The sequence below is a fragment of the Arthrobacter bambusae genome (assembly GCF_022606295.1).
GTDB lineage: Bacteria > Actinomycetota > Actinomycetes > Actinomycetales > Micrococcaceae > Arthrobacter > Arthrobacter bambusae_A.
On the sequence record NZ_JAHHZS010000007.1, the window covers coordinates 154,166 to 177,586 of the forward strand.

Consider the following 23,421-nt stretch of genomic DNA (forward strand, 5'->3'; position numbering starts at 1 on the left):
TTTACTCACGCGGCCTGCGGTTTGGCGGGTTGGCCGTATTTGAGCGCTTTGGCGTGGTGCCGTACCTTGCGTCGGTGGCGCCTGGAATCTGAAGCGACGGTATAGGGCGGATCTGTGCCCCGCATCCCGTCTCCTGGCAAGGGCGGGGCTGTTGATCGGTAGGTATGGCCGGTGGGGGTGCGGATGTCGAGGACGTGCCGTGTTCCGATACCGGTTCGCGCTGTCCAGCCGGGGAGTTCTTTGGTGTGGTTGCAGGCTTCGCAGAGTCCTGCCCCGTTGGTCAGGTTGGTGGTGCCGCCGTGGTGCCAGGGGATGATGTGGTCGATGTGTCTGATGGGTGCGTCGCAGTAGGGGGTGCGGCAGGTGTCGTCGCGGGCCTGGATGAAGCGCCGCAGCCCGGGCGGGTACAGCCGGGCGCGGGAGTCGACGCCGACCAGTTCCCCGGTTCCGGGGGCGGTGTAGAGGCGCCGGAGCCAGACCTTCAAATCGTGATTGTGGCCGGGACCTGCTTGTCCGTCCTCGGTCTGACCTGGAGCGGACGTTCCATGGCCGCTGCTGCCGCTGAGCAGTGACCGTGCCCAGCGGGCGGGGACGATGCCGTAGCCGGGGAGCCGGGCTGGTTCTGCGTCGCTTTGGAAGAGGGTGCGGTCGGTCATGACGAGCTGGATCTCCACGCCGCTGATTCCTGCGGGGGTGCCGGTGGTGCGTTCGACCAAGGTGTCGGCCATGATCTGTCCCCGGGTGCGGGTGTCCTCTCCGGCGTTGCGGAGGGTGTCGGCGTGCCGGGACAGGGCAGCGTGCACGGCCACCCCGTGGGCGACGGGAAGCAGCGCGGTCAGGTAGGTCATGGTGTCCGGTGCCGGGCGGAGGCTGACGTGCCGTTCGGTGGCGGCGTGGCTGGCGCGTTCGGTGACGGTGCGGGGGTCCCGCCGGTAGGCCGCGGCCCGGGCGGCCGCGAGGATGGCCTTGTCTCCGGCGCCGTCGAAGGTTCCGGTGTCGGCGGCGAGTTCCTCGTCCACGGCGCAGCGGTCTTCGGCGGACAGGCAGGCTGTTTCCTTCACGAGCAGGGTGGCGCGCCATTCGTTCAACTGCCCGGTGTCGAGGGCGGCGAGGGTGCGTGGCATTTCGGTGACCAGCGCCTTCGCGAGTCCGAGGAGCCGGGATCCTTTGGCGGGGGATTCCCGCCGGGCCAAAGCCACCTGGGCTGCGACGCCGCGTCCGCGTTCCTCGGCCGGGACCCCGGCCGCGGCGTCGGCGCTGCGCTGGACGGCATCGAACGCGACGGCGATCCTGGCCTGCGCGGCCGCTGCCGCGGACTTCAAGTCCTCCAGGGCACGCAACTGGTCAATCAATTCGGCGCGGTCGGAACCTGGCCGAAGCGAAGCAACGGCGCCGGTCAGCTCGTGGACCCGGGCGCCCGGCACGGCAGCCTCCGGACCCGCGCCGCCCGAAGGCGCACCCGATCCGATCAGCTGCGTTCCCCGGTTCTCGACCATAACCAAAGCATTCCAGGGACCTACGACATTATTAGCTCGAAGATCGTCTGCCCGCCGAAAATCCCGGAATTCGACGGAATTTTTCGAGAACGGACCTTGCGGGGCCGCCGTCCGGGCGCACCTATGGGGTTTCGCGGTATCGCCCGGCTAGCGGACCAGCCTCCTCGGGCTCTGGCGCGCGCTGCCGAAGCGGACGAGAATGGCCACGTGGTTGCCCCTCGTCAAGGCGGGGACGTCGCCCCGATGAACCCTGCCGCCCGAAAGATCCAAAGCATCTTTCTCACGTTGACCCTTGGCAATACCCTTGCGGCCTCGTTCATCTGGGGGATCAACACCCTCTTCCTGCTGGATGCGGGACTCAGCAACCTCGAGGCCTTCGCGGCGAACGCCTTCTTCACGGCCGGAATGGTGGTGTTCGAAGTGCCCACCGGAGTGGTGGCCGACGGTTGGGGACGCCGCGTTTCGTTCCTCCTGGGCACCGTGACGCTGGCCGGTTCCACCTACCTTTACTATCTGCTGTGGCAGTTTTCGGCCCCGTTCTGGTGGTGGGCCGTGGTGTCGCTGCTGCTCGGCCTGGGCTTCACCTTCTTCTCGGGTGCGGTGGAGGCTTGGCTCGTGGACGCGTTGCGCTTCACCGGATATGAGGGCGGCCTGGAGACGGTGCTCGGGCGCGGGCAGATGGTGTCAGGTGCTGCCATGCTTGCGGGCTCGGTGGCTGGCGGGGTGATCGCGCAGGCCACCAATCTCGGAGTGCCGTTCTTGATTCGCGTCGGGGTGCTCCTCGCTATGTTCGTCGTGGCCTTCTTTCTCATGCGCGACGTCGGATTCACCCCGGAGCAATCTGCCCATCCGCTCAAGGCGAGCCGCGCCGTCGTCGACGCCTCGATCGAGAACGGTTTGAAGAATCCTCCCGTACGCTACGTGATGCTGGCAGCCCCGTTCAGCGCCGGCGTCGGGATCTACGTGTTCTATGCCCTGCAGCCGTACCTGCTTCAGCTCTTCGGAGACCCGCACGCATACTCCGTTGCCGGCCTGGCTGCGGCCATCGTGGCAGGAGCACAGGTACTGGGCGGGTGGATTGCACCGCGCATCCGGCGCCTGGTTCGTAAACGCACCACAGTGTTGATTCTGAGCGGAGTGGCCAGCGCATCGATTCTGGTGGTGCTCGGGTCCACGGGTGTCTTCTTGGTCGCTTTGGCGCTGTTGACGTTCTGGGCCATGGTCGCCTCGGCTGCCACACCGGTGCGGCAGGCCTACGTGAACGACATGATCCCGTCGAAGCAGCGCGCGACAGTCCTTAGCTTCGACTCGCTCATGGGATCGAGCGGGGGAGTGGTGGTGCAGCCGCTGCTCGGCCGGGCCGCCGATGTGTACGGCTACCCCGCCTCGTTGGCGATCAGCGGGGTCATCGAGTTGATCGCGGTGCCGTTCCTCTTGGCGAGTCGTCGGCAGCGTTCATCGGCTGATCAGGCCAACGCCTCGATCGCTGCCTCCGACGCGGAACCCCCGGCAGGAACTGAGCTAGGGAAGCCGTGAAGCCCGGAGGAGCGTGGCCGTACCGGCCTTGTCGGGATCAAGCGGCACAGGGCTAATTAACACGGCTGGGCCACGACGCAGGATGCCATCCGAAAGCGGTTGGCAGCGCACGCCGCCGCGTCCGCGCATGGCGGCGTGCGCGCCCGGAGCCAGGACTTGGTCCATCCAAGCGCAGGGATGGGCAGGCCGCCCGCCACGGAACCGCGCAACGCTGCCGCCGGATTCCAACGCGAACTCCTCGCCCAGCAGGGGAGCCAAGTGGGCTCCCCTGAGGACTACATTGCGGCGGGTGAGGAGCGGATCAAAAGGTGCGACCCCCAGCTCAGCAGCCATCGCTTCGAGCGACTCGATGGCTATCAGGGTGACTGCGGCATCCATGTGCGCGGCCTTGCCGAAGAACCGGTCACCGACGATGCCCTTTCCGCTGACGACGTCGACCTGCCCGGCATCCGTGGTGGGCACCTCGGCGGCACCATCACGTGCCCGGCCGAAGTAGGCGTGGCCGGATGACACGAGGAGATGCAGGATCTCCACGTCGTATCTGTCGCTTGCGGTCATGCCATAAGGCTATGCCTCTCCCGGGTCAGCAACCCAAGGCGCTCAGCTCCAGAACACGGTGAGCTGCCCGGCAAGGGTTTTGCCTTGCTCGTAACCCGCCTTGGCGGCGGGCGGACGCAGCGACAGATCCATGGCATTCGCACCGAACATGTGCTCGGAGTTGCTGTCCGGGAAGATCGTTTCGACCCGGCTTCCGCGTGCCCGGAGTTCGTCGACCTGCGTTGCTAGATGCGTGCGCCACTCGAACGGTTGCAGGGATCTGCCACCGAAGGGCGAGAGCACCAGGACGCGCTCGTATCCGGCTGCCAGATCGGCATTCTCGGCGTTGGATCGGTAACCGCCGTCGAGGTAGAGGTTGTCTCCGATTTTGTAGGGCAGGCCACTCGAACAGCTGGCGGCGATTGCGTCCACCAAATCGACCCCACTATGGCGGTCGAATGCGACCGGCTCACCGGTTCGCGCATCGACCGCGGTGATGAGCACCGCCCGTTCAGGCCAGTGCTGGCTGGGCAGCCGCGTGGCGACCGTGTTGCGCCATTGAGTTGACCAGGCGCCGTCCGACGCCGCATCCATCTCGAGCGCCGCCGCGCCCAGTCGCCGACGCATGTCAGCCACGTCCTGGGCATCGGCGATGATCTTGTTGATCCGATCAAGGTGGTTCACCACCGGCCTGGCTGATGCGCGTCCGGCTCCGGACCCGACCGGCGCGGGCCGTTGCAGGGGGACGGCGTCAAGGATGTTGGCGAACAGTTCAGTCGGGCTTGCGCCTGCAACCTGGGCCGCGGCCGTCGATCCGGCCGACGTGCCGATGGTCAGATCGGCATCGGTCACATCCAGCCCGGCCTCGAAGAGGCCAGCGAGGACGCCGATCAGCCAGGCATTGCCTGTCGATCCGCCGCCGCCGAGGACCAGCGCGCGCTCGCGGGAGTGCAAAGGTATGGAAGAAGTTGTGTTCATGGGAGTCGCCTTTCGCGAATTGCCTGTTTGGCGCTCCCAGTGGCGACTATTTCGGTCGCGAGATCGTGGACTGCAGGGGAGCACCCATTGCGGATACTGCGTTCATGGGACTCACCTCCTGCCGATTGATCACGATCGCCACGATGCTAGCACGGCGCTCGGCGGCGCGCCATCGGCGTCGTGCTGTCTTCCTAGTCCTCCATCGGGAAGGCCACGCCTTCGCCTACAACGCGGAGGCTCAGTTCCGTGCCTGGCCTGGTGATGGACGCGTTCCAGTGGCGGATGGTGATGACCTCTCCGCCTCCTGGGTAGGTCCTGGCGGCACCTTCGGCGGGAACGCGGGGAGCGAGCTTGATCCGCACGGTGGTCTCCGGGCCGAAGTAGTCGGTATCGACCACGACGCCGCGGATGGGACCATCCGGAGCAATCCGGATCTGTTCCGGACGGAGCATCAATTGCACCAGGCCCTGCGCGGGGGGACGGCGTACGGGGATGCCACCCAGGGAACACGTGGCGAGGGAGCCTTCCATCCAGGCGTCCAGGATGACCGCATCACCGAGGAATTCGGCCGTGGCCCGGTCGGCGGGACGCGTGTACACAACGAACGGATTGCCGATCTGCGCCAGCTTTCCGCCGCGCATGATCGCCACCTGGTCCGCGAAGGAAAGGGCCTCGGCTTGATCGTGGGTCACCAGGATGGTGGTGACCCCGGCTTCGTTCAGGACCTTGGCCACGGCACGCCGGGTGGCCACGCGGAGGCCGGCGTCGAGCGCGGAGAACGGTTCGTCGAGCAGCATCAGTTGCGGTTCGCGGGCCAAGGCACGGGCGAGAGCCACCCGCTGCTGCTGGCCTCCCGAGAGCTGGTGGGGCCGCCTTTTCGCCATGTCCGCATCGAGGGAAACCATGTCGAGCAGTTCCTGGACGCGCGTCTTGACGGCGCGGCGGCCGCCGTCGAGCGCTGACCTGTCCAGTCCGAACGCGATGTTCTGCCCCACCGTCAGGTGCGGGAAGAGCGCGCCGTCCTGGGCAACATAGCCAACGTGCCGCTTGTGGGCAGGTACCCAAATACCGTCGCCGGCTACCTTGTTTCCACCGAGGCTGATGGAACCGGTGTCCGGGTGCTCGAATCCGGCGATCAGGCGCAACAGGGTGGTCTTGCCGGAACCGGAGGGCCCGACGATGGCAGTTGTTCCGCCCTTGGCCACGGAGAGGTTCACGCCCTTCAGCACAGCCTGGGAGCCGAAGTTCTTGGTGACCTCGGCGATGTCCAGATGCGTGTTGGTAGTGGGAGCCACAGAGGCCGCCACACGCGGTGACGGAAGCCTTGAGGGGGATTGTTCAGTCACTGTCCGGCTACTTTCTTGGACTGTTGGAAAAGCAGGTACGTCATGGGGGCAGACAACAAGATCATGAGCAGGGCATAGGGTGCCGCGCCCGCATAGTCGATCTCGCTGCTCTTGCTCCAGAATTCCGTGGCGAGGGTATGCGTGCCGTTGGGGGACAGCAGCAGCGTTGCCGTCAGTTCGTTCACGATGGCGAGGAACACCAGCGCGGCACCGCCGGCGGCGGCTGGAGCCGTGAGGCGGAGCGTCACTTTCAGGAAGGACACCAGAGGAGCCTTGCCGAGCGATTGCGCGGCTTCGTCGAGTTCCTTGGGGGCTTGGGCCAGTCCGGTGCGGATATTGACCAGCGCCCGCGGGAGGAACAACAGAACGTAGGCGGCAATCAGGACCCCGGAGGTCTGGTAGATCCCAGGCACCATGCGGATGCTCACCGTGACGAAGGCGAGGCCCACCACGATGCCGGGCAGGGAGCTGGTGACGTAGTTGGACAGTTCCAGCATCTTGGTGAACCAGCTCGGGTGCCGCACGGCCAGATAGGCCATGGGGAAGCCGACGACGATTGTCGCCGCGGCGCCCACGGTGCCGTATGCGAGGGTCTGGAGCAGCGCCGGAAGGAACTCGTCGGCCGACCAGACCTGGGCGCCTCCAGCTATCACCCAGCGCAGGACGAAGAAAATCGGCAATCCGAAGGCCAACACCGTAAGGGCAAGCAGGCCGAGCTGTGAGGGAAGTTCGTAGAGGCCCAGGGGCAGTTTGGTCGGCTTGGCCTGGGCGCCGGAACCGACGCGTGCGTAGCGTGCGGTTCCCCTGCTCCTGACCTCCGCGAGGAGCAGGATGAGGCAGAAGAACACCAGGACGCTTGCCAACATGTTCCCGGCCGTGCCGTTGAACGTGGACTGGAACTGGGTCATGATCGCGGTGGTGAAGGTGTCGAAGCGGATCATCGCGAACGCACCGTATTCGGCCAGCAGGTGCAGCGACACCAGGAGTGCGCCACCCGTCATGGCGATCCGCAGTTGTGGCAGCACCACCCGGAAGAAGATGGCCCACGGACCCAAGCCAAGGGACGCCGCCGACTGCTCAATCGCGGGGTCGAGACGCCCCAGGGTCGCCGCGGCTGGAATGTAGACGAGGGGGAAATAGGACAGCGTGGCGATGAGAACGCCGGACCAGATGCCCTCCAGGGAGGGAACGGCGGTCACCCACGCATAGCTGTTGACGAACGCCGGGATGGCCAGCGGGGCTGCCAAGGCAACGGCCCACCAGCGATGCCCGCGCAGCCTGGTCCGCTCCACGAGCCACGCTCCGCCAACCCCCAACACCAGGCATATGGGCACCGTGAAGACCACCAGCATGACGGTATTGAGGAGCAACTCGCCGACGCGCGGCCGGACGATGAGCGCGACGGCGGTGTCCCACCCGGTCGCGGCCGTCATGTAAGCGACGTACCCCAGCGGGATGAGCGAAAACAGTGCGATCAGCACCGCCAGGAGGGATATTGCGGAAACGCCGAAAGGCGGGCGGGGGCGCTTGCCCCTGCCCGCCGTCGTCGTGCTCGCCGAAGCTTCCGGGATGTCCGGAGAGATGCGAGCCGATAGATCAGTGGTCACGGAATTACAGCAGTCCTGCCTTGGTCATCAGGTCGGTGACCTTTGCGGAGTTCAATTTGGCCGGATCGACGGTGGGAGCCTGCAGATCCCTGATGGGAACGAGTTTAGCGTTCGAGTCCACGTTGGAAGCGATCGCGTATTCGTAGGAGGTGCCGTTCTTGAGGACTTCCTGGCCTTGCTTGCCGGTGATGAACTTGATGAAGGTCTGGGCAGCCGCCGAGTTCTTGGAGGATTTCAGCACGCCGCCGCCGGAGACGGACAGGAAGGCGCCCGGATCCTGGTTCTTGAAGAAGTACGGGGTGACCTTGTTGGAGTTCTCGCCGGTCTTGGCCTGGTCGCCATAGTAGTAGTAGTGGTAGATCAATGCGGCGTCGACTTCGCCGGCATTGACTGCCTTCATGGCTGTGCTGTTGCCCTTGTAGGCCTTGAAGTTGTCCTTCATGCCCTTGAGCCACTCAGTCGTGGCTGCCTCGCCCTTTTGTTCGAGGAGGGCTGCAACGATGGCCTGGAAGTCAGCCCCGGACGGCGAAGCGGCCCACCGGCCCTTCCACTCCGGCTTGGCCAGGTCCAGCATGGACTTGGGCAGCTTGTCGTCGCTGATCTTGGTCTTGTCGTACACCAGGACGGTGGAGCGGGCGGCGATGCCGGTCCACTTGTTGGTGGACGGGCGGTATGCGGCCGGGACCTGGTCCACGGTGGCCTTGTCGATGTCCGCGAAGAGGCCGGCGTTCTCAACCTGGGCCATGGCGGGGGAGTTCTCCGTGAGGAAGACGTCGGCCGGGGATGCCGCGCCTTCCTGGATGATCTGGTTCGAGAGCTCGGAGTCGGAACCCTGGCGGAGCGTGACCTTGACGCCGGTCTGCTTGGTGAACGCGTCCACCCATTCCTTGGTCAGCGTGTCGTGCTGGGCGTTGTAGACGGTGATTTCGCCAGCCACTTTAGTGGAAGTAGCAGCGTCGGCGGCAGCAGACTCGGGGGCTGCGGAGGAGGCGGTGCCGTTGCCGCACGCGGCCAGGCTCAGGGCTGCAGTGGCGGCGAGTGCGATGCCGGCCAGCGCGTTAGCGCGAATCTTCATGAGGGCTTCTTTCTGCGAGCAAATCCAAGGGAGCCCGGGGGAAGTAAAAGCGGGCTCACAGCTTGAAACTTTAGGTTAGCCATACCTAAATTTCCATCCAGAAAGCCCCATCGTGACCGGAATCACACGCATTACGCAAGATTTACGTGCCCTAATGCGCGGATGGTGGATGTGCCCCTTGGGCGGGTGCCCTTGCGGCAGTCGATAAGCTGGCTCCATGCCCGGTCTCGCCGAATTCCTGCCGACCTTCCTCGGCGTCGGCATCCTGATGGCGGCCACGTTGGCACTGCTCTTGGTGTTCCGGACCCCGCACCCTTTCGCGCCTGCACTAGCCATCCTCCGCGGGGCCATACAGCTCGCCGCGATCAGCTTTGTTTTGGGGGGTGTGATCACCAGCCCGCTATGGGTGGCCGTCGCACTTCTGGTGATGTTTGCGGTAGCCGCGATAAGTGCCACGCGACGCATTGGCTGGAGCCTGCCGCATTTGGGCCTTGTCAGCAGCTCAATGGCCACGGGCATCGGAATAACCCTTGCCGTCATCTTCGCGACGGGAGCCATCGCGTTCACTCCCCGCTACGCGCTCGCGATTGGCGGGATCGTCATCGGCAACGGCATGACCATCGCAGTCCTGGCCGGCCGGCGCTTCAAGGAATCCGTTTACGAGCACTGGGAGGAAGTTGAGGGGTGGCTTGCGCTCGGCGCCACCCCGAGGCAGGCCACCCTTGATCTTGCCCGGCGGACGGTCTATTCGGCTCTGATCCCGTCAACCGATCAAACCAAGACGACAGGACTTGTCACGCTGCCCGGGGCCTTTGTCGGGGCCATCTTCGGTGGCGTTTCTCCCTTTGAGGCAGGCCGCTTCCAAATAGTGGTGCTCGCGGCGATCATGGCGGCAGGTTCGGTGACCGCCGTCATGATCATCGGAATCCTCGCCCCGGTACGCGTGCGCCCAGCGACGTTGCGCTGACACTGCCTAACGGGAGGCTCCCTCCGGCCGACAGTAGGGACTGAACCGCCCTCCTCACAGCGCCTCCCTACCTAAAGCAGAAACGGCCCATGATCGTTGTCACCCGCCTGAACGGCACCCGCTTTGCCGTGAATCCGGACATCATTGAACGGATCCACGAAAGCCCGGACACCCATCTGGTGACGCTCGACGGCGCCACGTATGTCGTGCGGGAAAGCCTCTCGGAGGTCGTGGACCTGATTGCGAACTACCGGGCCTATATTCTTCGGCGGGCACAGGATCTCCCCATCGTGACGGGCTATCCGCTGAGCCTCGTGCGCACCCCGGACACGGACGGAAGGTAAGCCATGGATCCCTCGACAATAATCGGCCTGTTCCTGGCCTTCGGTTCGGTGGTCGCCATGGTGACCCTCGAAGACGCCAACCTCATGGCCCTCCTGCTTCCCGCGCCCATGGTCCTGGTTTTCGGGGCCACCTTGGCCGTGGGACTGGCCGGGAACACGTTCCGCGATACCGTCCGGGCGTTCAAGGACCTCCCCAAGGCGTTCAAGGGAAAGACGGACAAGCCCCAGGACAGCATCGACCAACTGATCGGCTTCGCCGAGAAGGCGCGCAGCGAGGGTCTCCTCTCCCTCGAAGAGGCGGCCACGGAGGAGAAAGATCCCTTTCTGGCCCGTGCACTGCAGAACATCGCCGACGGCACGGATGCCGAAGAGCTGCGCATCCTCATGGAAGACGAGATCGACTCCAAGATGCGCAGCGACCACGTCTCCGCCAAATTCTTCGCCAGCCTGGGGGGCTACGCGCCGACCATCGGCATTATCGGCACCGTGGTATCGCTGACCCACGTCCTTGAGAACCTTTCCTCGCCCGATCATCTGGGGCCGATGATCGCCTCCGCTTTCGTGGCAACCCTGTGGGGTTTGTTGTCCGCGAACTTCATCTGGCTGCCTTTCAGCTCGAGGCTCAAGCGACTTTCCGAGCTGGAAATCGAACGCATGACCCTCCTGATGGAGGGCATGCTGGCGGTGCAGAACGGGACCCAGCCCCTCCTCCTCGCCGAACGGCTCCGCGCCATGGTTCCCCCGGACCGGCTCGGCAACGCGAAAACAGCAAGCAAGGGCGACGACGACGAAACGCGCCCCGGCAAATTCGCTTCGTCCAAGGCCGCATGAGGTCCCGACGCCGCCGCGGCTCACCTCCCGCCGAAGAGCACGTCGACGAACGCTGGATGGCGTCCTACATGGACATGGTCACCGTGCTCATGTGCATGTTCATCGTGCTCTTCGCAATGTCCACCGTGGACCAGGCCAAATTCGACAAGCTCCGCAACTCGCTGGCCACGGGATTCGGCACGGTGGTCAGCCAGAAGGTGGACACCGCCACCGGGACCGTCGTTCCGCCGGAATACACCAGCGCCGACGCCCAGGGATTCTCCAACTTGGACCTCGCGCTGAAGGAAGCGGCCCGGCTCACCGCTTTGCGCGACGACATGAAGTCCAAGCTCGACGCCGCGGGGCTGGGTGCCAATGTGCAGTTCCAGATCAACGAACGCGGGCTCACCGTGAAACTCGTAGGATCGCAGACCTTCTTCGAACCCGACCGGCCGGACCTCACGCCCCGCGCGAGCCAGGTTCTTGGCATGATTGCCCCGACCATGGCCAAGGCGGCCCTCGAAATCATGGTGGAAGGCCATGCCGCCAACGGGGTCACCTCGTATCCCTCCACGTGGGAGCTTTCGTCCGCGCGTTCCGTCAACGTCCTCAGGTACCTCGTCGACCACGGGGGCATTTCGGCAGGGCACATCGGCGCAGTCGCGTACGGATCCGCCCGGCAGGTCAACGACGATTCCACCGAGGCGCTCATGGAACTCAACCGCAGGGTCGACGTCGTCGTCCTCTCGGACAAGCCCGAAGTGGTCCGCGCCCTGATCCCCGAGGCGCTCAAGGCGAGGGCCGGTGGCCAGTAGCGGCCGTGTAGCATGAGCGGTCGGTGACCGAACGGCGTCGGACACCATGGAAGTGGTCGGCGTGCCGAGGTACGCTCGTGGCATGACCCCGGAAGACATCGCCCGGCTCACGTACTTGCGAAAGGCCCGTGACCTGATCGACCGCGAGTACGCCAAACCCCTCGACGTACCCACCATGGCCAGCCATGCGTTCATGTCACCGGCACACTTCTCCCGGCAGTTCCGGGCCGCTTATGGCGAGACCCCTTACAACTACCTGATGACCCGCCGCATCGAGCGCGCGATGGCACTGCTGCGCGGCGGAATGAGCGTGACCGACGCGTGCATGGAGGTCGGTTGTACGTCACTTGGCTCTTTCAGCTCGCGGTTCACCGAACTTGTGGGGGTGCCGCCCAGCACGTACCGCGCCCGCGAACACCTGGCCGTGGCCGCCATGCCCGCGTGCGTGGCGAAGATACGCACGCGGCCCAGCCGGAACGAAGCCAGCAAGAGCCGCGAAGCGCTTGCGGTTGCCGCCGACTGACTGCTTGATACGCCGTAGCCGGCAGATATACGCCAGAGGTTCCGTCCTGACAGGGCGGGACCTCTGCTGCGTCCTGGACGCTTGCCGGGCGGGACAGCATCACCGCGGGATCACCGCGGGAAAACAGTCACATTTGATTTGCGGAAGATACATGCCGTCATTACCGCATTTGAGGATTATTCTGATGCCATGCCAAATATTCGAGTATCTGAAGCAGCTCGTTTCCTGGGCGTCAGTGACGATACCGTCCGGCGCTGGACCGAGAACGGCATCCTGACCCCGGTAAAGGATGATTCCGGGCGGCTGGCCGTGGACGGGCTGGAACTTGCCCACCTCGCGCGGGACCAGGCGCAGCTGCCCGAGGATCCCACCAGGGTGGGCCGCTCTGCACGCAACCGCTTCGTCGGACTGGTCACCGGCATCACGGCCGACACGGTCATGGCAAAAGTGGAACTGCAATGCGGTCCCTTCCGTGTCGTATCCCTCATGAGCAGCGAGGCCGTCCGGGAGCTCGGACTCGAACTCGGCTCGGTCGCCACAGCCGTGGTCAAGGCCACCACAGTCATGATCGAAACACCCCAAGGAAAGAGCGCCATATGAGGATCACCCGCAAGCCCTTCGCCGCATTGCTCGTTGCCGGCGCCCTCGCGGCCAGCCTGGCAGGCTGCGGTTCAGGAAGTCCCGCCAGCACTGTCAGCAGCGGATCCGACAGCGCCAGCGCGACGCCTAGGCTTTCGGGCACGGTGACGGTCTACGCGGCTGCCTCGCTGAAGGCAACATTCACCAAGCTGGCGAGCGAATTCGAGGCAGCGAACCCGGGTACCAAAGTGGCACTGAGTTTCGCGGGGTCATCTGATCTCGTCACGCAGATCACCCAAGGCGCTCCGGCGGACGTCTTTGCCTCGGCCGACACCAAGAACATGGCCAAGCTCTCCGACGCCAAGCTGCTCGACGGAACGGCCAAGAACTTCGCCACCAACGTCCTGACCATCGCCGTCCCGCCGTCGAACCCGGCGTCGATCAGTTCCTTCGCGGATCTGGCCAAGCCGGGCGTCAAGGTGGTGGTCTGCGCCAGCCAAGTGCCGTGCGGCTCCGCGGCGCAAACCATCGAAAAGGCCACCGGTACAACCTTGAAGCCCGTCAGTGAAGAGTCATCCGTGACTGACGTCCTGGGCAAGGTGGCCTCCGGCGAGGCCGACGCCGGACTCGTCTACGTCACCGACGTCAAGGGCGCCGGGGACAAAGTCAAGGGCATCACCTTCCCCGAGGCGGACAAGGCCGTCAACACGTACCCGATCGGCACCGTGGGCACCAGCAAGAACAAGGACCTGGCCGCGGCATTCATCGCATTGGTGACGGGAAGCGAAGGCAAGAAGGTTCTCGGCGACGCCGGCTTCGGGACTCCGTAGCCTCCCGCGGGAAGCGAGCAGGATTCGAGAAGCGCGTGCGGGCGCAGCGGACTAGCGTCGTTGCCATGACTATTTCACTGCAGTACTCACACATCACTGTTAACGATCCCGACGAAGCACTCACCTTCTATCGGGATGCCCTCGGCCTCGAGGTGCTCAACGACGTGGCACAAGGCGGATTCCGTTGGGTGACGCTCGGCAGCACGGACCAGCCGGGTGTTGAAATCGTGCTTTCCGAACCGCACGCGGGCCGGTCCAAGGCCGACGGCGACTCCCTCCAGGAGCTGCTCACCAAGGGCGTCCTGGGGCCGATCGTCTTCCGTTCCGACGACGTCGACACGCTCTTCGAGAAGGTCAGGGCTTCCGGCGCTGAGGTCATGCAGGAGCCAATCGACCAGCCATGGGGTCCCCGCGACTGCGCCTTCCGTGATCCTTCGGGCAACATGGTGAGGATTCCCAGGCTCCGGCCGCATAGCCTGCGCCCGCGCTGGTGGGTGCGGCCCCGGGCCACACCCGCCAGCCGCCCGAAAACTCGTCACTTACGCCTGCACTTTCCTTGCCGATAGTGGCAACCGTGAGTGAACAGGAAGATCAATCGGCGGTACGGCAGCGCACCGTGGACGTCTATGACTTCCGCAGGCCCACCACCTTGCCTCGCCAGCACAGCCGCGTCCTGGAAGTCGCGTTCGAGACGTTCGCCCGCCAGTGGGGAACACAGCTCACGGCCAAGGTCCGCGTGAAGTCCACCGCGACCCTTGAACAGCTCATCATGCAGAGCTACGACGAATACGCCGCGTCCCTCCCTTCCGTCACCTCGATGGTGTTGTGCCGCATCGACGGAAGCGAGTCGCGGCTGGTCATGCAGTTTCCCGCCACCGCGGCCTTGTCCTGGGTCACCCGCATGCTGGGCGGGGCGAGCGAAACGGCAGTCCCGGACCGCAAGTTCACCCAGATCGAGCAGGCCCTCATCAGCCGCATGGTGGAAGACGGGCTGGAGGACCTGAGCTATTCGCTTGGTGCCCTGCTGACCACCCCGGTGCGCATGGACGTCATACAGTACAACTCCCAGTTCGCCCAAGCCGCGGCTCCGGCGGAACTCATGATCGTGGCCTCATTCACCGTGAAGGTGGGCGAAAGCCTTGCTGCGGCCAGTCTCGCGATTCCCGCCGACGTCCTCCTTTCCGGGCTCGGCGACGTGAACCCCACCGTCCACAGCCGCGACGCCGAGGCGCTGGTCCGCGCCCAGGTCACCCAGGTACCGGTAGACATAGCCATCCAGTTGAGCCCCACTCCGGTGACGCCGGCACAGATCCTGGGCCTCGCCGTCGGGGACGTCATTCAGCTGCCGCACCTGGAGAACCGGCCGTTCGACGTCGCCATCAATGGCACCCGCCTGGCCACCGCGGCACCTGCCCGCAACGGCTCCCGTGCAGCCGCCGTCATCGTCACAATCGAGGAGAACCAGCGATGAGCATCACCCTGACCCTGCACGAGTCCGCGGCCGAGCGTTTGGCCACGCAGCTGCCGGCTCCTGCCACGCTGCACGTCGCCGGCATTGTCCCGCCCCACGCCGCAGCGGCATACGCACCGCTCGCGGTCACCGCCACGTTCGTGGGCGCCGTGACGGCGGACTTCGCGCTCATCCTCACGGACCGTTCCTTCCTGGCCGCTGCCGGCGGCACCCAGCAAGGGCACTCCGCCGTCGTGTCGGCCATCGACGTCCTGCGTCCCGCGATGGAACACGCGGCCGACGCGTTCGACGCCGGCGTGCTGGGGGAGTTGCGCGAGGAAGACGCCGCCGGGCTGCTGTCCGACCCCGAGACCGCTGTTTTTGAACTGCGCCAGCGGCAAGCGATGGACGGCGGGCAGGCGTTTGGCTGGTTCGCCGTCCGGGTCCGCGAACACGGGACCGTGCAGGACGCTGCCGCCGCGCGAAGCATTCAACCCGCGGCGGTTTCGTCCCGCCTCGGATTGATCAGCAACGTCGAAATGGCCCTCACCGTGGAAATCGGCCGCACCCGCATGTCCGTGCGCGACGCCCTCGCCCTGGAACCGGGCAAGGTGATCGAACTGGACCGCTCGGCCGGTGCGCCCGCCGATGTCCTCCTCAACGGGCGCCTGATCGCGCACGGTGAGGTCGTCGTCGTGGACCAGGACTACGCAGTGCGCATCACCCGCATCCTGGACGTCGCCGAGGGAATCTACTAGATGGATTCCGTCATCCTCGGGCTGCGCGTGCTCGTGGCCCTGGGTGCGGTGCTCGGGCTCATATGGGTCCTGCAGCGCCGCCTGCTCAAAGGAAAGGCCAAGGGACGACGCCGGGCCAACACCACCCTGACGGTGGTCAGCCGGCAGACTGTCGGCCAAAAGGCCTCCGTTGTGGTGGTCGACGCCGGTGACAAGCGATTCCTTTTGGGCGTCACCGAACACGCCATCAACGTCCTGCACAGTGGTGACGTCCCCGTGGAACTTCCTGAAGTCGCGACGGCACCCGAGAGCTTCGCCGATATCTTCCGTGACGCCGGAGGAACGTCGCTTCCGGACAACGGGCCCCAAACGTCATCCCAAGGCAGTGGACTCCAAGCTGCCGGACACACCCGCCGCAGCGAGATCCACCGGCGCAGCGGGCTCGACAAAGCACAGCCCATGCACGGATCCATCCTTGCCGGTTCCACTTGGCGGCAGGCCGCCGAGGCCATCAGGGGACGCCGGAATTGATCGCGACTCTGGGGCCTGCCGATGCCCACCGCACCGGCAGGAAGTTGCTGGCTGTGCGCAGGACGCTGCCAGCGGTGCTCTGTGTCCTCGTGCTGACGGCCCTGTTCCTGTGGCTGGGCACGGCAAGTGGACATGCGGCACCGGTCAGCCCCACGCCACCCACGGCGCCCGCAGCTCCCACGGCACCTGCCCAACCATCCAACGGCAACGTCAGCATCAACATCAATGGGCTGGACGGAAAGCCATCCACCGCGGTAGTGACGCTGATCGGGATCACGCTGCTCTCCGTAGCTCCTGCCCTGCTGCTCATGATGACCTCGTTCACCAAGATCTTCGTGGTGCTGGCCATGACCCGCAACGCCTTGTCCCTCCCGTCCATCCCGCCCAACCAAGTGCTGGCCGGGCTGGCGCTCTTCCTTTCCCTGTTCGTGATGTGGCCCGTGATTTCGGAGATCAACAACGTCGGCATCCAGCCCTACCTGAACGGCACGCTGGATTTCAACGGAGCCGTTTCGGCCGGATCCGCGCCACTCCAGCACTTCATGGTGGCCCACACCCGGCAGGAAGACATTGCCCTCATGACCCGGGCCGCCAAGCTGGATAACCCGGCCAACCCGCAATCGGTTCCTTTGCAGACCCTCATCCCCGCGTTCATGATCTCCGAACTCCGGGCGGCATTCATCATCGGCTTCGTCATTTTCATCCCGTTCCTGGTGATCGACCTGGTGGTCTCGGCCGCCCTGATGTCCATGGGCATGATGATGCTCCCGCCGGTCATGATCTCCCTTCCCTTCAAGATCCTGTTGTTCATCCTGGTGGACGGCTGGGGACTGGTGATCACCGCGCTGATCCAGAGTTATTCGAGCGGCTGATGGATACCAACGCAGTCCTGGACATTTGCCTCCAGGCCCTGATTCTTGCGGCCAAGCTGGCCGCACCCGCCTTGGTCACCGCGCTGGTGGTGGGCCTCGCCATTTCCCTCCTGCAGTCCATCACCCAGCTCCAGGAAGCCACCCTCTCCTTCGTGCCCAAGGCAGTCGCCGTGGCCGTGGCCTTGGTGGTGTGCGGGCACTGGATGATCACCGAGGCTGTTTCCTTCACGAACGAGCTCTTTGCCCGGATACCCGGGCTGATCGGCGGAGCGTGAAGTGGATCTTCCCTTCAACCAGTCCTGGCTTGAGGTCCTGTTGTTGGCCTCCGTCCGGATGACGGCCTTCCTGGTGGTGGCCCCTCCCTTCTCGCACCAGGCAATTCCACTGCGCATCAAAGGGATGCTCGGCATCGGTTTAGGGCTGGCCGTCTCCCAACGCCTCTCCGTTGGCTACACCTCCAAGGACACCGCGGGCTTCATCACGGCCGTGGTGCTTGAACTCGTGACCGGCGTGGTCCTCGGCTTCCTCGTCCTGCTCGTCTTCGCGGCCATCCAATCGGCCGGCAGCCTGATTGACCTCTTCAGCGGCTTCCAGATGGCCCAGGGCTTCGATCCCCAGATGATGATCAACGGCGCCCAATTCACCCGGCTCATGCAGATGGCCGCACTGGCACTCCTTTTCGCTTCGGACGGCTACCAGCTGGTGATCGGCGGCCTGACCGGCAGTTTCACGGCGTTGCCGCTGGCCGGTGGACTGGACATGGCACAGCCTGTCCAAGCGATGATTTCGGCTGTCACGGGGATGTTCCTTGCCGCGGTTCAAATCGCCGGGCCCTTGTTGGTGGTGCTGGTACTCGCCGACATCGGGCTCGGGCTCCTCACCCGTGTTGCGCCCGCCCTGAATGCCTTCGCCCTGGGCTTCCCGCTCAAGGTGTTCATCACCCTCGGGCTCGCAGGATTCCTGTTCCTGGCGCTGCCCCGGCTCGTTGCCATGCTCGCCGAGCAGGCGGCGAACACCCTGATGGGGGTGGGCTGATGTCGGATTCACAGGAGAAAACCGAGCAAGCCACCGACAAACGGATGCGGGAGGTCCGGTCCAAAGGGCAGCTTTCCCGCTCGCAGGACCTCACCGCCTGGCTCGCCGTCGGCTCCGCGGCGGCCATGATCCCCTCCACCATCGAGCGTGCCTCCAACGTTGCCGCGGACCAACTGTTCACCGTCCGCGCCGTGATCGCGAACCCCGAACCGGCCAAAGCGGTGGCGGCGCTCGAAGCCGGGTTCGGCTCCTTGGCCCAGGTGCTGGGGCCTTTGTTCGTGGTGGTCATGGTGATCGTGGTGGCCGGATCCGCCGTCCAGGGCGGCATCCACTTCAAGAAATTCCGCGTTGAATTTGAGCACTTCAACCTTGTCAGCGGCCTCAAGCGGGTCTTCGGCGCGCAGGCCCTGTGGGGCGGCCTGAAAGCGCTCCTGAAGACCGCCGTCGTCGGGCTTGTCCTCTACACGGTGGTGCAGGGGCTCGTCCCGGTGCTGCTCACCGCCGGGGGACTGCCGGTGTCCGGCATCCTTGCGGCAGCGACCGGAGGCATTGGTTCGTTGATCCAGTTCGCGGTGCTGGCGGGCCTGGTCCTGGCCGCCGCGGACATCTTCGTGGTCATGCGCCGCAACCGCAAGAAGACGCGCATGTCCAAAAAGGAAATCAAGGACGAAAACAAAAACAGCGACGGCGATCCGCTCATCAAGTCCCAGCGCCGCTCGCGGCAATTGAGCATGAGCCGGAACCGCATGATCGGCGCGATCGCAGACGCCGACGTCGTGATCGTCAACCCGACGCACGTCGCCGTGGCGCTGAAGTACGACGCCGGCAAGGCGGCACCGCGCGTGGTGGCCAAGGGGGCCGGTGTGATCGCTGCCCGGATCAGGGAAGAAGCGGAGGCGAAGTCGGTCCCGATGGTCCAAGACATTCCGCTGGCCAGGGCACTGCATTCGGCGTGCGAACTGGGCCAGGAAATCCCTGTGGAGCTGTACCGCGCCGTGGCGGGAGTCCTGGCGTTTGTCATGTCGCTCAAGGCGAGGGGAGCGGCACGCGGAATCCATCGTGTGCCGGGAGCGGCTGGAACCATGGCCGGAGCCCCGGCATGAGCCCGCGTATTGGCCACCGCATTGACCGGAGCCCCCGAACCGCACCCAACAACCACACCATCCCGGACAGGACACCGCAATGAACAACAGATTCGCCAGGCTCACCGTGCCGGTGGGAATCGTGGGCATCGTGCTGCTCCTGGTGGTTCCCGTGCCCGCGCCGCTGCTGGACTTCCTGATCGTCTGCAACATCATGCTGGCCCTCCTGGTCCTGCTCACCAGCATGTTCGTCAAGAAGCCCCTGGACTTTTCCGTCTTCCCGTCCTTGCTGCTCGTGGCCACGCTGTTCCGGTTGGGGCTCAACGTGGCGTCCACCCGGCTGGTGCTGGGACAAGGGTTCGCCGGCCAAGTGATCGACGCTTTCGGCAAGGTCACCGTGGGCGGCTCCATGATCATCGGCGCCGTGGTGTTCCTCATCCTGGTGGTCATCCAATTCGTGGTGGTCACCAAGGGTGCCGAACGCGTCGCCGAAGTGGGGGCAAGGTTCACCCTGGACGCCATGCCCGGCAAGCAGATGGCCATCGACGCGGACCTCAACGCCGGCCTCATCACCGATGTCCAGGCCCGCAAGCGCCGCGCCGAGGTTTCCGCCGAGGCCGACTTCTACGGCGCCATGGACGGTGCCTCGAAGTTCGTCAAGGGCGATGCGATCGCCGGCATCATCATTATCATCATCAACTTCGTTGGCGGCATTGCCATCGGCGTGCTGCAGCGCGGCATGAACGTGGGCGATGCGCTGAACTCCTATGGCCTGCTGACTATGGGCGACGGTCTCGTCACACAGATCCCGGCCCTCCTCATGGCCGTGTCCACGGGCATGATCGTCACCCGGTCGAATGCCGAGGAGGACATGGGCCGGACGGCCTCCTCGCAGCTCATGCAGTCGCCCAACGCCTTGCTCATCGCGGGACTGGCCGCCGTCGCCATGGCGCTCATCCCCGGCATGCCCATCATTCCCTTCCTGCTGGTGGGCACCTTCCTGTTGTTCGGTTCCAGGCGCCTGGCGGCCCGGCAAAAAAAGCAGAGCGAGGCGGAGGACGCGCAGGAAGCAGCCACCCTGAGCTCCGAGGAAGATCCCAACGAGCGGCTCATGCAGGACATGCGCATCCACCCCGTCGAGATCCTGCTGGCTCCGGACCTTGTTGACATGGTTTCCGGTGCCTCGGACGACCTCCTGGCCCGCGTCCGCTCCCTCCGCCACAAGATCGCCATGGAGTTGGGGATCGTGATTCCGCCCGTCCGCACGCGGGACAACGTCGAGCTGCCACCGGCCACCTATGCCATCCGCATCGCCGGAGTGGAAGCCGGACGCGGCACGGCGCCGTCGGGCAAGTTGCTTGCCCTCGGCGATTACCTTGACGCTCTGCCCGGTGCCTCCACGGTGGAACCGGTCTTCGGGCTGGCCGGAAAATGGATTCCGACCGAGATGCGCCACAGTGCGGAAATGACCGGGGCAACCGTGATCGACCGGGTGTCCGTGCTGGTGACCCACTTGTCATCGATTGTTTCCGCCAACGCCGCGAGGCTCCTCACCCGCGAAGACGTCCGGGTGCTGACGGAAGGCGTGCGCAAGCAGAGCCCGGCCGCCGTCGAGGAACTCATTCCCGGGCTGATGTCCCTCGCCGAGGTGCAGCGCGTGCTGCAGGGCCTTCTCGAAGAACAGGTCCCCATCAACGATCTTCCCCGCATTTACGAGGCCCTTGCCTTGCGCGCCAAGGTTTCCACCGAGCCCGAGGCCTTGATCGAAACCGCCCGGCAATCCCTCGGTCCCGCGCTCGCAGCCAAGTTCCTGGACGGCGCGATGCTCAATGTGATCATGATCGATCCGCTCCTGGAACAGTCCATGCTCGAAGACATGCGCCCGGCCGAAGGCGGTACCCAGATTGTCATGAGCCAGGCTCGACTGGACGCCGTCCTGGCCTCCGTGCAGGCTTCGGTGGAGACCGCGGCGAATGCCGGACGGCAGGCCGTTCTGGTGTGCGCTCCGGCGCTGCGGCCGGCGGTCCGGCGCCTCGTGGCAGCTCCCGACGGCGGCGTTCCCGTGTTGTCCTACCGTGAAGTAACGTCCGCGAACATCCAGATCGAGACCGTGGGGGTGGTGCGCAATGCCGAAGCAATACAAGCTTAAGGGCACATCCCTGGACGACATCCGGGTGAAGGCCGAGCAGCAATACGGGCCTGGCGCGCGGATCGTCTCAGCCGAGAAAGTCACCAACCCGGGGATCGCCGGACTCTTCGCAGCCAATCGCTACGAGGCCACCATCGAGGTTCCATCCCAACTAGCTGGCAATAGTTGTCGTTCTGAGGGCCCAGAACGACAACAACTGCGAGTCAGTTGGGAGGCGCACGCGTTGCAGGGGCCCGCGATCGCCGCGCTCCTGGAGCAGGCCGACGCGGTCGAGATGGACATGCACCGGCCGGAGGCAGTCGTCTCTACTGCTTCCCCGGATTTCGCCGGGATATTGGAGCAACTGGGGAACGAATTCCGGGCGCCGGCGTCCGGAGCACCAACGCAAGGCGCGCTGACCGCGTTGCCGCACGCCGTCGTCGGGCACGCCGTTCCAGCGGCCCCTCCGGCCGCCGTGCCGGTGCCATTGGCCGGCAGCGGCAACCTCGTCATCCTGCTTGGCCTCGGCGACGACGCCTTGGGGACAGCACTGGAATTGTCCATCGCTGGGGGCGGCTTCGACGTCCGGACGGCCGGAGCCCTGACCGCTTTCGGGCACCTCCATGTGACGGGGCGCCAGGGCGCGACGGCGGCCCGTGCCCAAGCGGTCGTCACCGACCAAACCGTGCTGGTCGCCTACGGGCTCGGCAGGCAAGGCGAAGCCGTGACGCGTGCGGCGGACATCGCCACCCTCGCGGCAGACCAGTTGTGGCTGGTTGTCGACGCCGGGCGGAAGGCTGAAGACACGGCATCCTGGGTGCGGGCGCTCTCCGCAGCCCTGGCCGCCGAGCGCGTCCGTGTCGACGCGCTTGCCGTTTTCGGCGCGTCGGAGACCGGAAGTCCCGAGACGGTCAACGGACTCGGCCTACCCATCGGGTGGGTGGACGGCAAGCCCGCCCGCGTTGCGGTGCTCGGAAAGGTAGATTGAGAGCATGCTGGTACTGACACGCAAGCCGGGCGAACAGATCATGATTGGTGGGGACATCGTCATCACCGTCATGGAGGGCCGCGGCGACGGCGTGCGCATCGGGATCGAGGCGCCCCGCGGGGTGTCCATCCAACGTCGCGAAGTGGTTGAGGCGATCGCCGCGGCCAACCTCGCTGCTGCCCAGGCCGGCCCCGACGCCGAGGAACTCGTTGCCGGGCTGCGTCCGCCCGTGCGGAAGCCCCCCAAGGAAGAGGCTGGGTCTTAAGCCAAGCCCAGGAACTCTGCGAGGAGTGGCAGCGAGCAATCCCTCGTCACGGCCAGGGCCCGCTCGATGTTGGCGCTTTCCGCAAGGAGTGTCACGTCATCCACGGTGTCGGAGTGCGCGAACGCCTCCGGCACTCCCGGCGCCACGCTGTCGCCCGGCTGTACTGGGCCAAGCACCTGGTTCCCGGCGCCCTGTGGCCCCATCCGGAGGGCTTCGACATTGGCGGCCGCGGTTGATTCGACCTGCTTGAGCAGACGGACCAGGCCATGGTGGTGTTCCTGAAGCAGTTCCGGCCAGATTCCGGACGGTGCCACTGAGGCAATCATGGGCAGCGTTGCGTTGGCCGATAGGCGCCACTCAATGGCCAGTGCAGACGACTCGATGTTCCGGGCAAGCGTGTCGAACCGGAGGTTTTCCAGGACCTTTTCCACGTCGGCGGCAGTGAATTTCAGCCAATGCCAATTGCCTGCCCGGACGTGCAGCAACTGTGTTTCGAGCCGGTACAACAGCAGTTCCAGCTGTCTCCGCTCACGCCACAGCATCGCTGATAGCTCGTCCGCCCCCACGGTTCCCCATTCCCCGGTTCGGCCTGCGAAAACGTGTTTTCCGAGGCCCGATTTGTATCTTTTTCATGAGCGTACACGCATTGTTATTTTTCAGATGGTATGTTCACTGAATACATGTCTGGTCCATGTAATCTTCGGCACGCTGTACCGTCTCAGCAGCTGGCCCATGAAGCCCCTGGAACCAGGCTTTTGCAACTCAATAAACGGGTCTCATGGGGGGACTAATTTTGAATCGCGATGAACGCAACGAGCTGGTGCTGCAGCACTTACCGCTCGTTGGCTATTTGGTGTCGGAGCTCTGCGCGAGAGCTTCTCATTTGTCAC

At 65.2% G+C, this 23,421-nt stretch carries 25 protein-coding genes and 1 pseudogene; 19 read left to right on the forward strand and 7 right to left on the reverse strand.

Annotation, left to right across the window (positions count from 1 at the left end):
• Positions 1-5: 5 nt before the first annotated feature.
• Positions 6-1,496 (reverse strand): HNH endonuclease, encoded by a 1,491-nt coding sequence (locus KNN17_RS07225; protein ID WP_241708114.1) that lies wholly within the window; start codon positions 1,494-1,496, stop codon positions 6-8.
• A 243-nt stretch (positions 1,497-1,739) separates the two neighbouring features.
• Between KNN17_RS07225 and KNN17_RS07230 the strand changes: the two genes are divergently transcribed.
• The gene (locus KNN17_RS07230; RefSeq protein WP_241708138.1) at positions 1,740-3,032 is read left to right on the forward strand and encodes an MFS transporter; all 1,293 of its coding nucleotides are present in this window, start codon (positions 1,740-1,742) and stop codon (positions 3,030-3,032) included.
• Here the strand turns inward: KNN17_RS07230 and KNN17_RS07235 are convergent.
• The 5 genes from KNN17_RS07235 to KNN17_RS07255 all read right to left on the reverse strand — a co-directional run bounded on the left by KNN17_RS07235 (position 3,018) and on the right by KNN17_RS07255 (position 8,575).
• Positions 3,018-3,590: an MOSC domain-containing protein gene (locus KNN17_RS07235; protein ID WP_241708115.1), complete on the reverse strand. Its 573-nt coding sequence runs from the start codon at positions 3,588-3,590 to the stop codon at positions 3,018-3,020. The two genes, KNN17_RS07230 and KNN17_RS07235, sit on opposite strands and share 15 nt — an antisense overlap.
• Positions 3,591-3,632: 42 nt before the next feature.
• Entirely contained in the window at positions 3,633-4,547 is a 915-nt protein-coding gene (locus tag KNN17_RS07240) for a patatin-like phospholipase family protein (RefSeq protein WP_241708116.1), read from the reverse strand.
• A 191-nt stretch (positions 4,548-4,738) separates the two neighbouring features.
• Complete coding sequence (locus KNN17_RS07245; RefSeq protein ID WP_241708117.1) at positions 4,739-5,842, reverse strand: ABC transporter ATP-binding protein; 1,104 nt, start codon at positions 5,840-5,842, stop codon at positions 4,739-4,741.
• Between the two features lie 47 nt (positions 5,843-5,889).
• On the reverse strand, positions 5,890-7,500 hold the full coding sequence (locus tag KNN17_RS07250) for an ABC transporter permease (RefSeq protein WP_241708118.1): 1,611 nt from the start codon (positions 7,498-7,500) through the stop codon (positions 5,890-5,892).
• 4 nt (positions 7,501-7,504) lie between these two features.
• The gene (locus tag KNN17_RS07255) at positions 7,505-8,575 is read right to left on the reverse strand and encodes an iron ABC transporter substrate-binding protein (RefSeq protein ID WP_241708119.1); all 1,071 of its coding nucleotides are present in this window, start codon (positions 8,573-8,575) and stop codon (positions 7,505-7,507) included.
• Positions 8,576-8,792: 217 nt separating this feature from the next.
• Between KNN17_RS07255 and KNN17_RS07260 the strand changes: the two genes are divergently transcribed.
• The 18 genes and pseudogenes from KNN17_RS07260 (at position 8,793) to KNN17_RS07345 (ending at position 22,531) form a co-directional block, all read left to right on the forward strand.
• Positions 8,793-9,542: an ABC transporter permease gene (locus KNN17_RS07260; RefSeq protein WP_241708120.1), complete on the forward strand. Its 750-nt coding sequence runs from the start codon at positions 8,793-8,795 to the stop codon at positions 9,540-9,542.
• An 89-nt stretch (positions 9,543-9,631) separates the two neighbouring features.
• Positions 9,632-9,886 carry a flagellar FlbD family protein gene (locus KNN17_RS07265; protein ID WP_241708121.1) on the forward strand — a complete coding sequence of 85 codons (255 nt, stop codon included), beginning with the start codon at positions 9,632-9,634 and terminating at the stop codon, positions 9,884-9,886.
• 3 nt (positions 9,887-9,889) lie between these two features.
• Positions 9,890-10,717 (forward strand): motility protein A, encoded by an 828-nt coding sequence (locus tag KNN17_RS07270; RefSeq protein WP_241708122.1) that lies wholly within the window; start codon positions 9,890-9,892, stop codon positions 10,715-10,717.
• On the forward strand, positions 10,714-11,511 hold the full coding sequence (locus KNN17_RS07275) for an OmpA/MotB family protein (RefSeq protein ID WP_078106314.1): 798 nt from the start codon (positions 10,714-10,716) through the stop codon (positions 11,509-11,511). The genes KNN17_RS07270 and KNN17_RS07275 overlap by 4 nt, the downstream gene beginning before the upstream one ends.
• A gap of 82 nt (positions 11,512-11,593) precedes the next feature.
• Entirely contained in the window at positions 11,594-12,034 is a 441-nt protein-coding gene (locus KNN17_RS07280; protein WP_241708123.1) for a helix-turn-helix transcriptional regulator, read from the forward strand.
• A gap of 189 nt (positions 12,035-12,223) precedes the next feature.
• Positions 12,224-12,634 carry a TOBE domain-containing protein gene (locus tag KNN17_RS07285; RefSeq protein WP_241708124.1) on the forward strand — a complete coding sequence of 137 codons (411 nt, stop codon included), beginning with the start codon at positions 12,224-12,226 and terminating at the stop codon, positions 12,632-12,634.
• Positions 12,631-13,443, forward strand: coding sequence for a molybdate ABC transporter substrate-binding protein (gene modA, locus KNN17_RS07290; protein WP_241708125.1), 813 nt, complete (start codon positions 12,631-12,633; stop codon positions 13,441-13,443). Before KNN17_RS07285 ends, modA begins: the two co-directional genes overlap by 4 nt.
• A gap of 65 nt (positions 13,444-13,508) precedes the next feature.
• Positions 13,509-13,898 (forward strand): annotated as a pseudogene (locus KNN17_RS07295) (VOC family protein); the annotation flags it as partial.
• Positions 13,899-14,017: 119 nt separating this feature from the next.
• Positions 14,018-14,914, forward strand: coding sequence for a flagellar motor switch protein FliM (locus KNN17_RS07300; RefSeq protein ID WP_078106310.1), 897 nt, complete (start codon positions 14,018-14,020; stop codon positions 14,912-14,914).
• Positions 14,911-15,651 (forward strand): flagellar motor switch protein FliN, encoded by a 741-nt coding sequence (fliN, locus tag KNN17_RS07305; RefSeq protein WP_241708126.1) that lies wholly within the window; start codon positions 14,911-14,913, stop codon positions 15,649-15,651. The genes KNN17_RS07300 and fliN overlap by 4 nt, the downstream gene beginning before the upstream one ends.
• Positions 15,652-16,161 carry a flagellar biosynthetic protein FliO gene (gene fliO / locus KNN17_RS07310; RefSeq protein ID WP_078106308.1) on the forward strand — a complete coding sequence of 170 codons (510 nt, stop codon included), beginning with the start codon at positions 15,652-15,654 and terminating at the stop codon, positions 16,159-16,161.
• 44 nt (positions 16,162-16,205) lie between these two features.
• Complete coding sequence (fliP, locus tag KNN17_RS07315; RefSeq protein ID WP_372489638.1) at positions 16,206-17,033, forward strand: flagellar type III secretion system pore protein FliP; 828 nt, start codon at positions 16,206-16,208, stop codon at positions 17,031-17,033.
• Positions 17,033-17,308 (forward strand): flagellar biosynthesis protein FliQ, encoded by a 276-nt coding sequence (gene fliQ / locus KNN17_RS07320; protein WP_078106307.1) that lies wholly within the window; start codon positions 17,033-17,035, stop codon positions 17,306-17,308. The genes fliP and fliQ overlap by 1 nt, the downstream gene beginning before the upstream one ends.
• Before the next feature lies 1 nt (position 17,309).
• Positions 17,310-18,068 (forward strand): flagellar biosynthetic protein FliR, encoded by a 759-nt coding sequence (locus KNN17_RS07325; RefSeq protein ID WP_241708127.1) that lies wholly within the window; start codon positions 17,310-17,312, stop codon positions 18,066-18,068.
• Positions 18,068-19,171: an EscU/YscU/HrcU family type III secretion system export apparatus switch protein gene (locus KNN17_RS07330; RefSeq protein ID WP_241708128.1), complete on the forward strand. Its 1,104-nt coding sequence runs from the start codon at positions 18,068-18,070 to the stop codon at positions 19,169-19,171. The genes KNN17_RS07325 and KNN17_RS07330 overlap by 1 nt, the downstream gene beginning before the upstream one ends.
• A 79-nt stretch (positions 19,172-19,250) precedes the next feature.
• Positions 19,251-21,299 carry a flagellar biosynthesis protein FlhA gene (locus tag KNN17_RS07335; RefSeq protein WP_241708129.1) on the forward strand — a complete coding sequence of 683 codons (2,049 nt, stop codon included), beginning with the start codon at positions 19,251-19,253 and terminating at the stop codon, positions 21,297-21,299.
• Positions 21,277-22,266, forward strand: a complete 990-nt coding sequence (locus tag KNN17_RS07340) for a hypothetical protein (protein ID WP_241708130.1) — start codon at positions 21,277-21,279, stop codon at positions 22,264-22,266. Before KNN17_RS07335 ends, KNN17_RS07340 begins: the two co-directional genes overlap by 23 nt.
• Before the next feature lie 4 nt (positions 22,267-22,270).
• The gene (locus tag KNN17_RS07345) at positions 22,271-22,531 is read left to right on the forward strand and encodes a carbon storage regulator (protein WP_078106302.1); all 261 of its coding nucleotides are present in this window, start codon (positions 22,271-22,273) and stop codon (positions 22,529-22,531) included.
• Here KNN17_RS07345 and KNN17_RS07350 read toward each other — a convergent pair.
• Positions 22,528-23,097, reverse strand: coding sequence for a hypothetical protein (locus KNN17_RS07350; protein ID WP_241708131.1), 570 nt, complete (start codon positions 23,095-23,097; stop codon positions 22,528-22,530). The two genes, KNN17_RS07345 and KNN17_RS07350, sit on opposite strands and share 4 nt — an antisense overlap.
• Positions 23,098-23,421 lie beyond the last annotated feature (324 nt).

Coding starts and splice junctions, on each gene's coding strand:
- fliQ (WP_078106307.1), top strand. CDS start 17,033: ATGGATACCAACGCAGTCCTGGACATTTGCCTCCAGGCCCTGATTCTT.
- KNN17_RS07240 (WP_241708116.1), bottom strand. CDS start 4,547: ATGAACACAACTTCTTCCATACCTTTGCACTCCCGCGAGCGCGCGCTG.
- KNN17_RS07275 (WP_078106314.1), top strand. CDS start 10,714: ATGAGGTCCCGACGCCGCCGCGGCTCACCTCCCGCCGAAGAGCACGTC.
- modA (WP_241708125.1), top strand. CDS start 12,631: ATGAGGATCACCCGCAAGCCCTTCGCCGCATTGCTCGTTGCCGGCGCC.
- fliO (WP_078106308.1), top strand. CDS start 15,652: ATGGATTCCGTCATCCTCGGGCTGCGCGTGCTCGTGGCCCTGGGTGCG.
- KNN17_RS07280 (WP_241708123.1), top strand. CDS start 11,594: ATGACCCCGGAAGACATCGCCCGGCTCACGTACTTGCGAAAGGCCCGT.
- KNN17_RS07255 (WP_241708119.1), bottom strand. CDS start 8,575: ATGAAGATTCGCGCTAACGCGCTGGCCGGCATCGCACTCGCCGCCACT.
- KNN17_RS07285 (WP_241708124.1), top strand. CDS start 12,224: ATGCCAAATATTCGAGTATCTGAAGCAGCTCGTTTCCTGGGCGTCAGT.
- KNN17_RS07345 (WP_078106302.1), top strand. CDS start 22,271: ATGCTGGTACTGACACGCAAGCCGGGCGAACAGATCATGATTGGTGGG.
- KNN17_RS07270 (WP_241708122.1), top strand. CDS start 9,890: ATGGATCCCTCGACAATAATCGGCCTGTTCCTGGCCTTCGGTTCGGTG.
- KNN17_RS07340 (WP_241708130.1), top strand. CDS start 21,277: ATGCCGAAGCAATACAAGCTTAAGGGCACATCCCTGGACGACATCCGG.
- KNN17_RS07230 (WP_241708138.1), top strand. CDS start 1,740: ATGAACCCTGCCGCCCGAAAGATCCAAAGCATCTTTCTCACGTTGACC.
- KNN17_RS07225 (WP_241708114.1), bottom strand. CDS start 1,496: ATGGTCGAGAACCGGGGAACGCAGCTGATCGGATCGGGTGCGCCTTCG.
- KNN17_RS07235 (WP_241708115.1), bottom strand. CDS start 3,590: ATGACCGCAAGCGACAGATACGACGTGGAGATCCTGCATCTCCTCGTG.
- KNN17_RS07335 (WP_241708129.1), top strand. CDS start 19,251: ATGAACAACAGATTCGCCAGGCTCACCGTGCCGGTGGGAATCGTGGGC.
- KNN17_RS07260 (WP_241708120.1), top strand. CDS start 8,793: ATGCCCGGTCTCGCCGAATTCCTGCCGACCTTCCTCGGCGTCGGCATC.
- KNN17_RS07330 (WP_241708128.1), top strand. CDS start 18,068: ATGTCGGATTCACAGGAGAAAACCGAGCAAGCCACCGACAAACGGATG.
- fliN (WP_241708126.1), top strand. CDS start 14,911: ATGAGCATCACCCTGACCCTGCACGAGTCCGCGGCCGAGCGTTTGGCC.
- KNN17_RS07265 (WP_241708121.1), top strand. CDS start 9,632: ATGATCGTTGTCACCCGCCTGAACGGCACCCGCTTTGCCGTGAATCCG.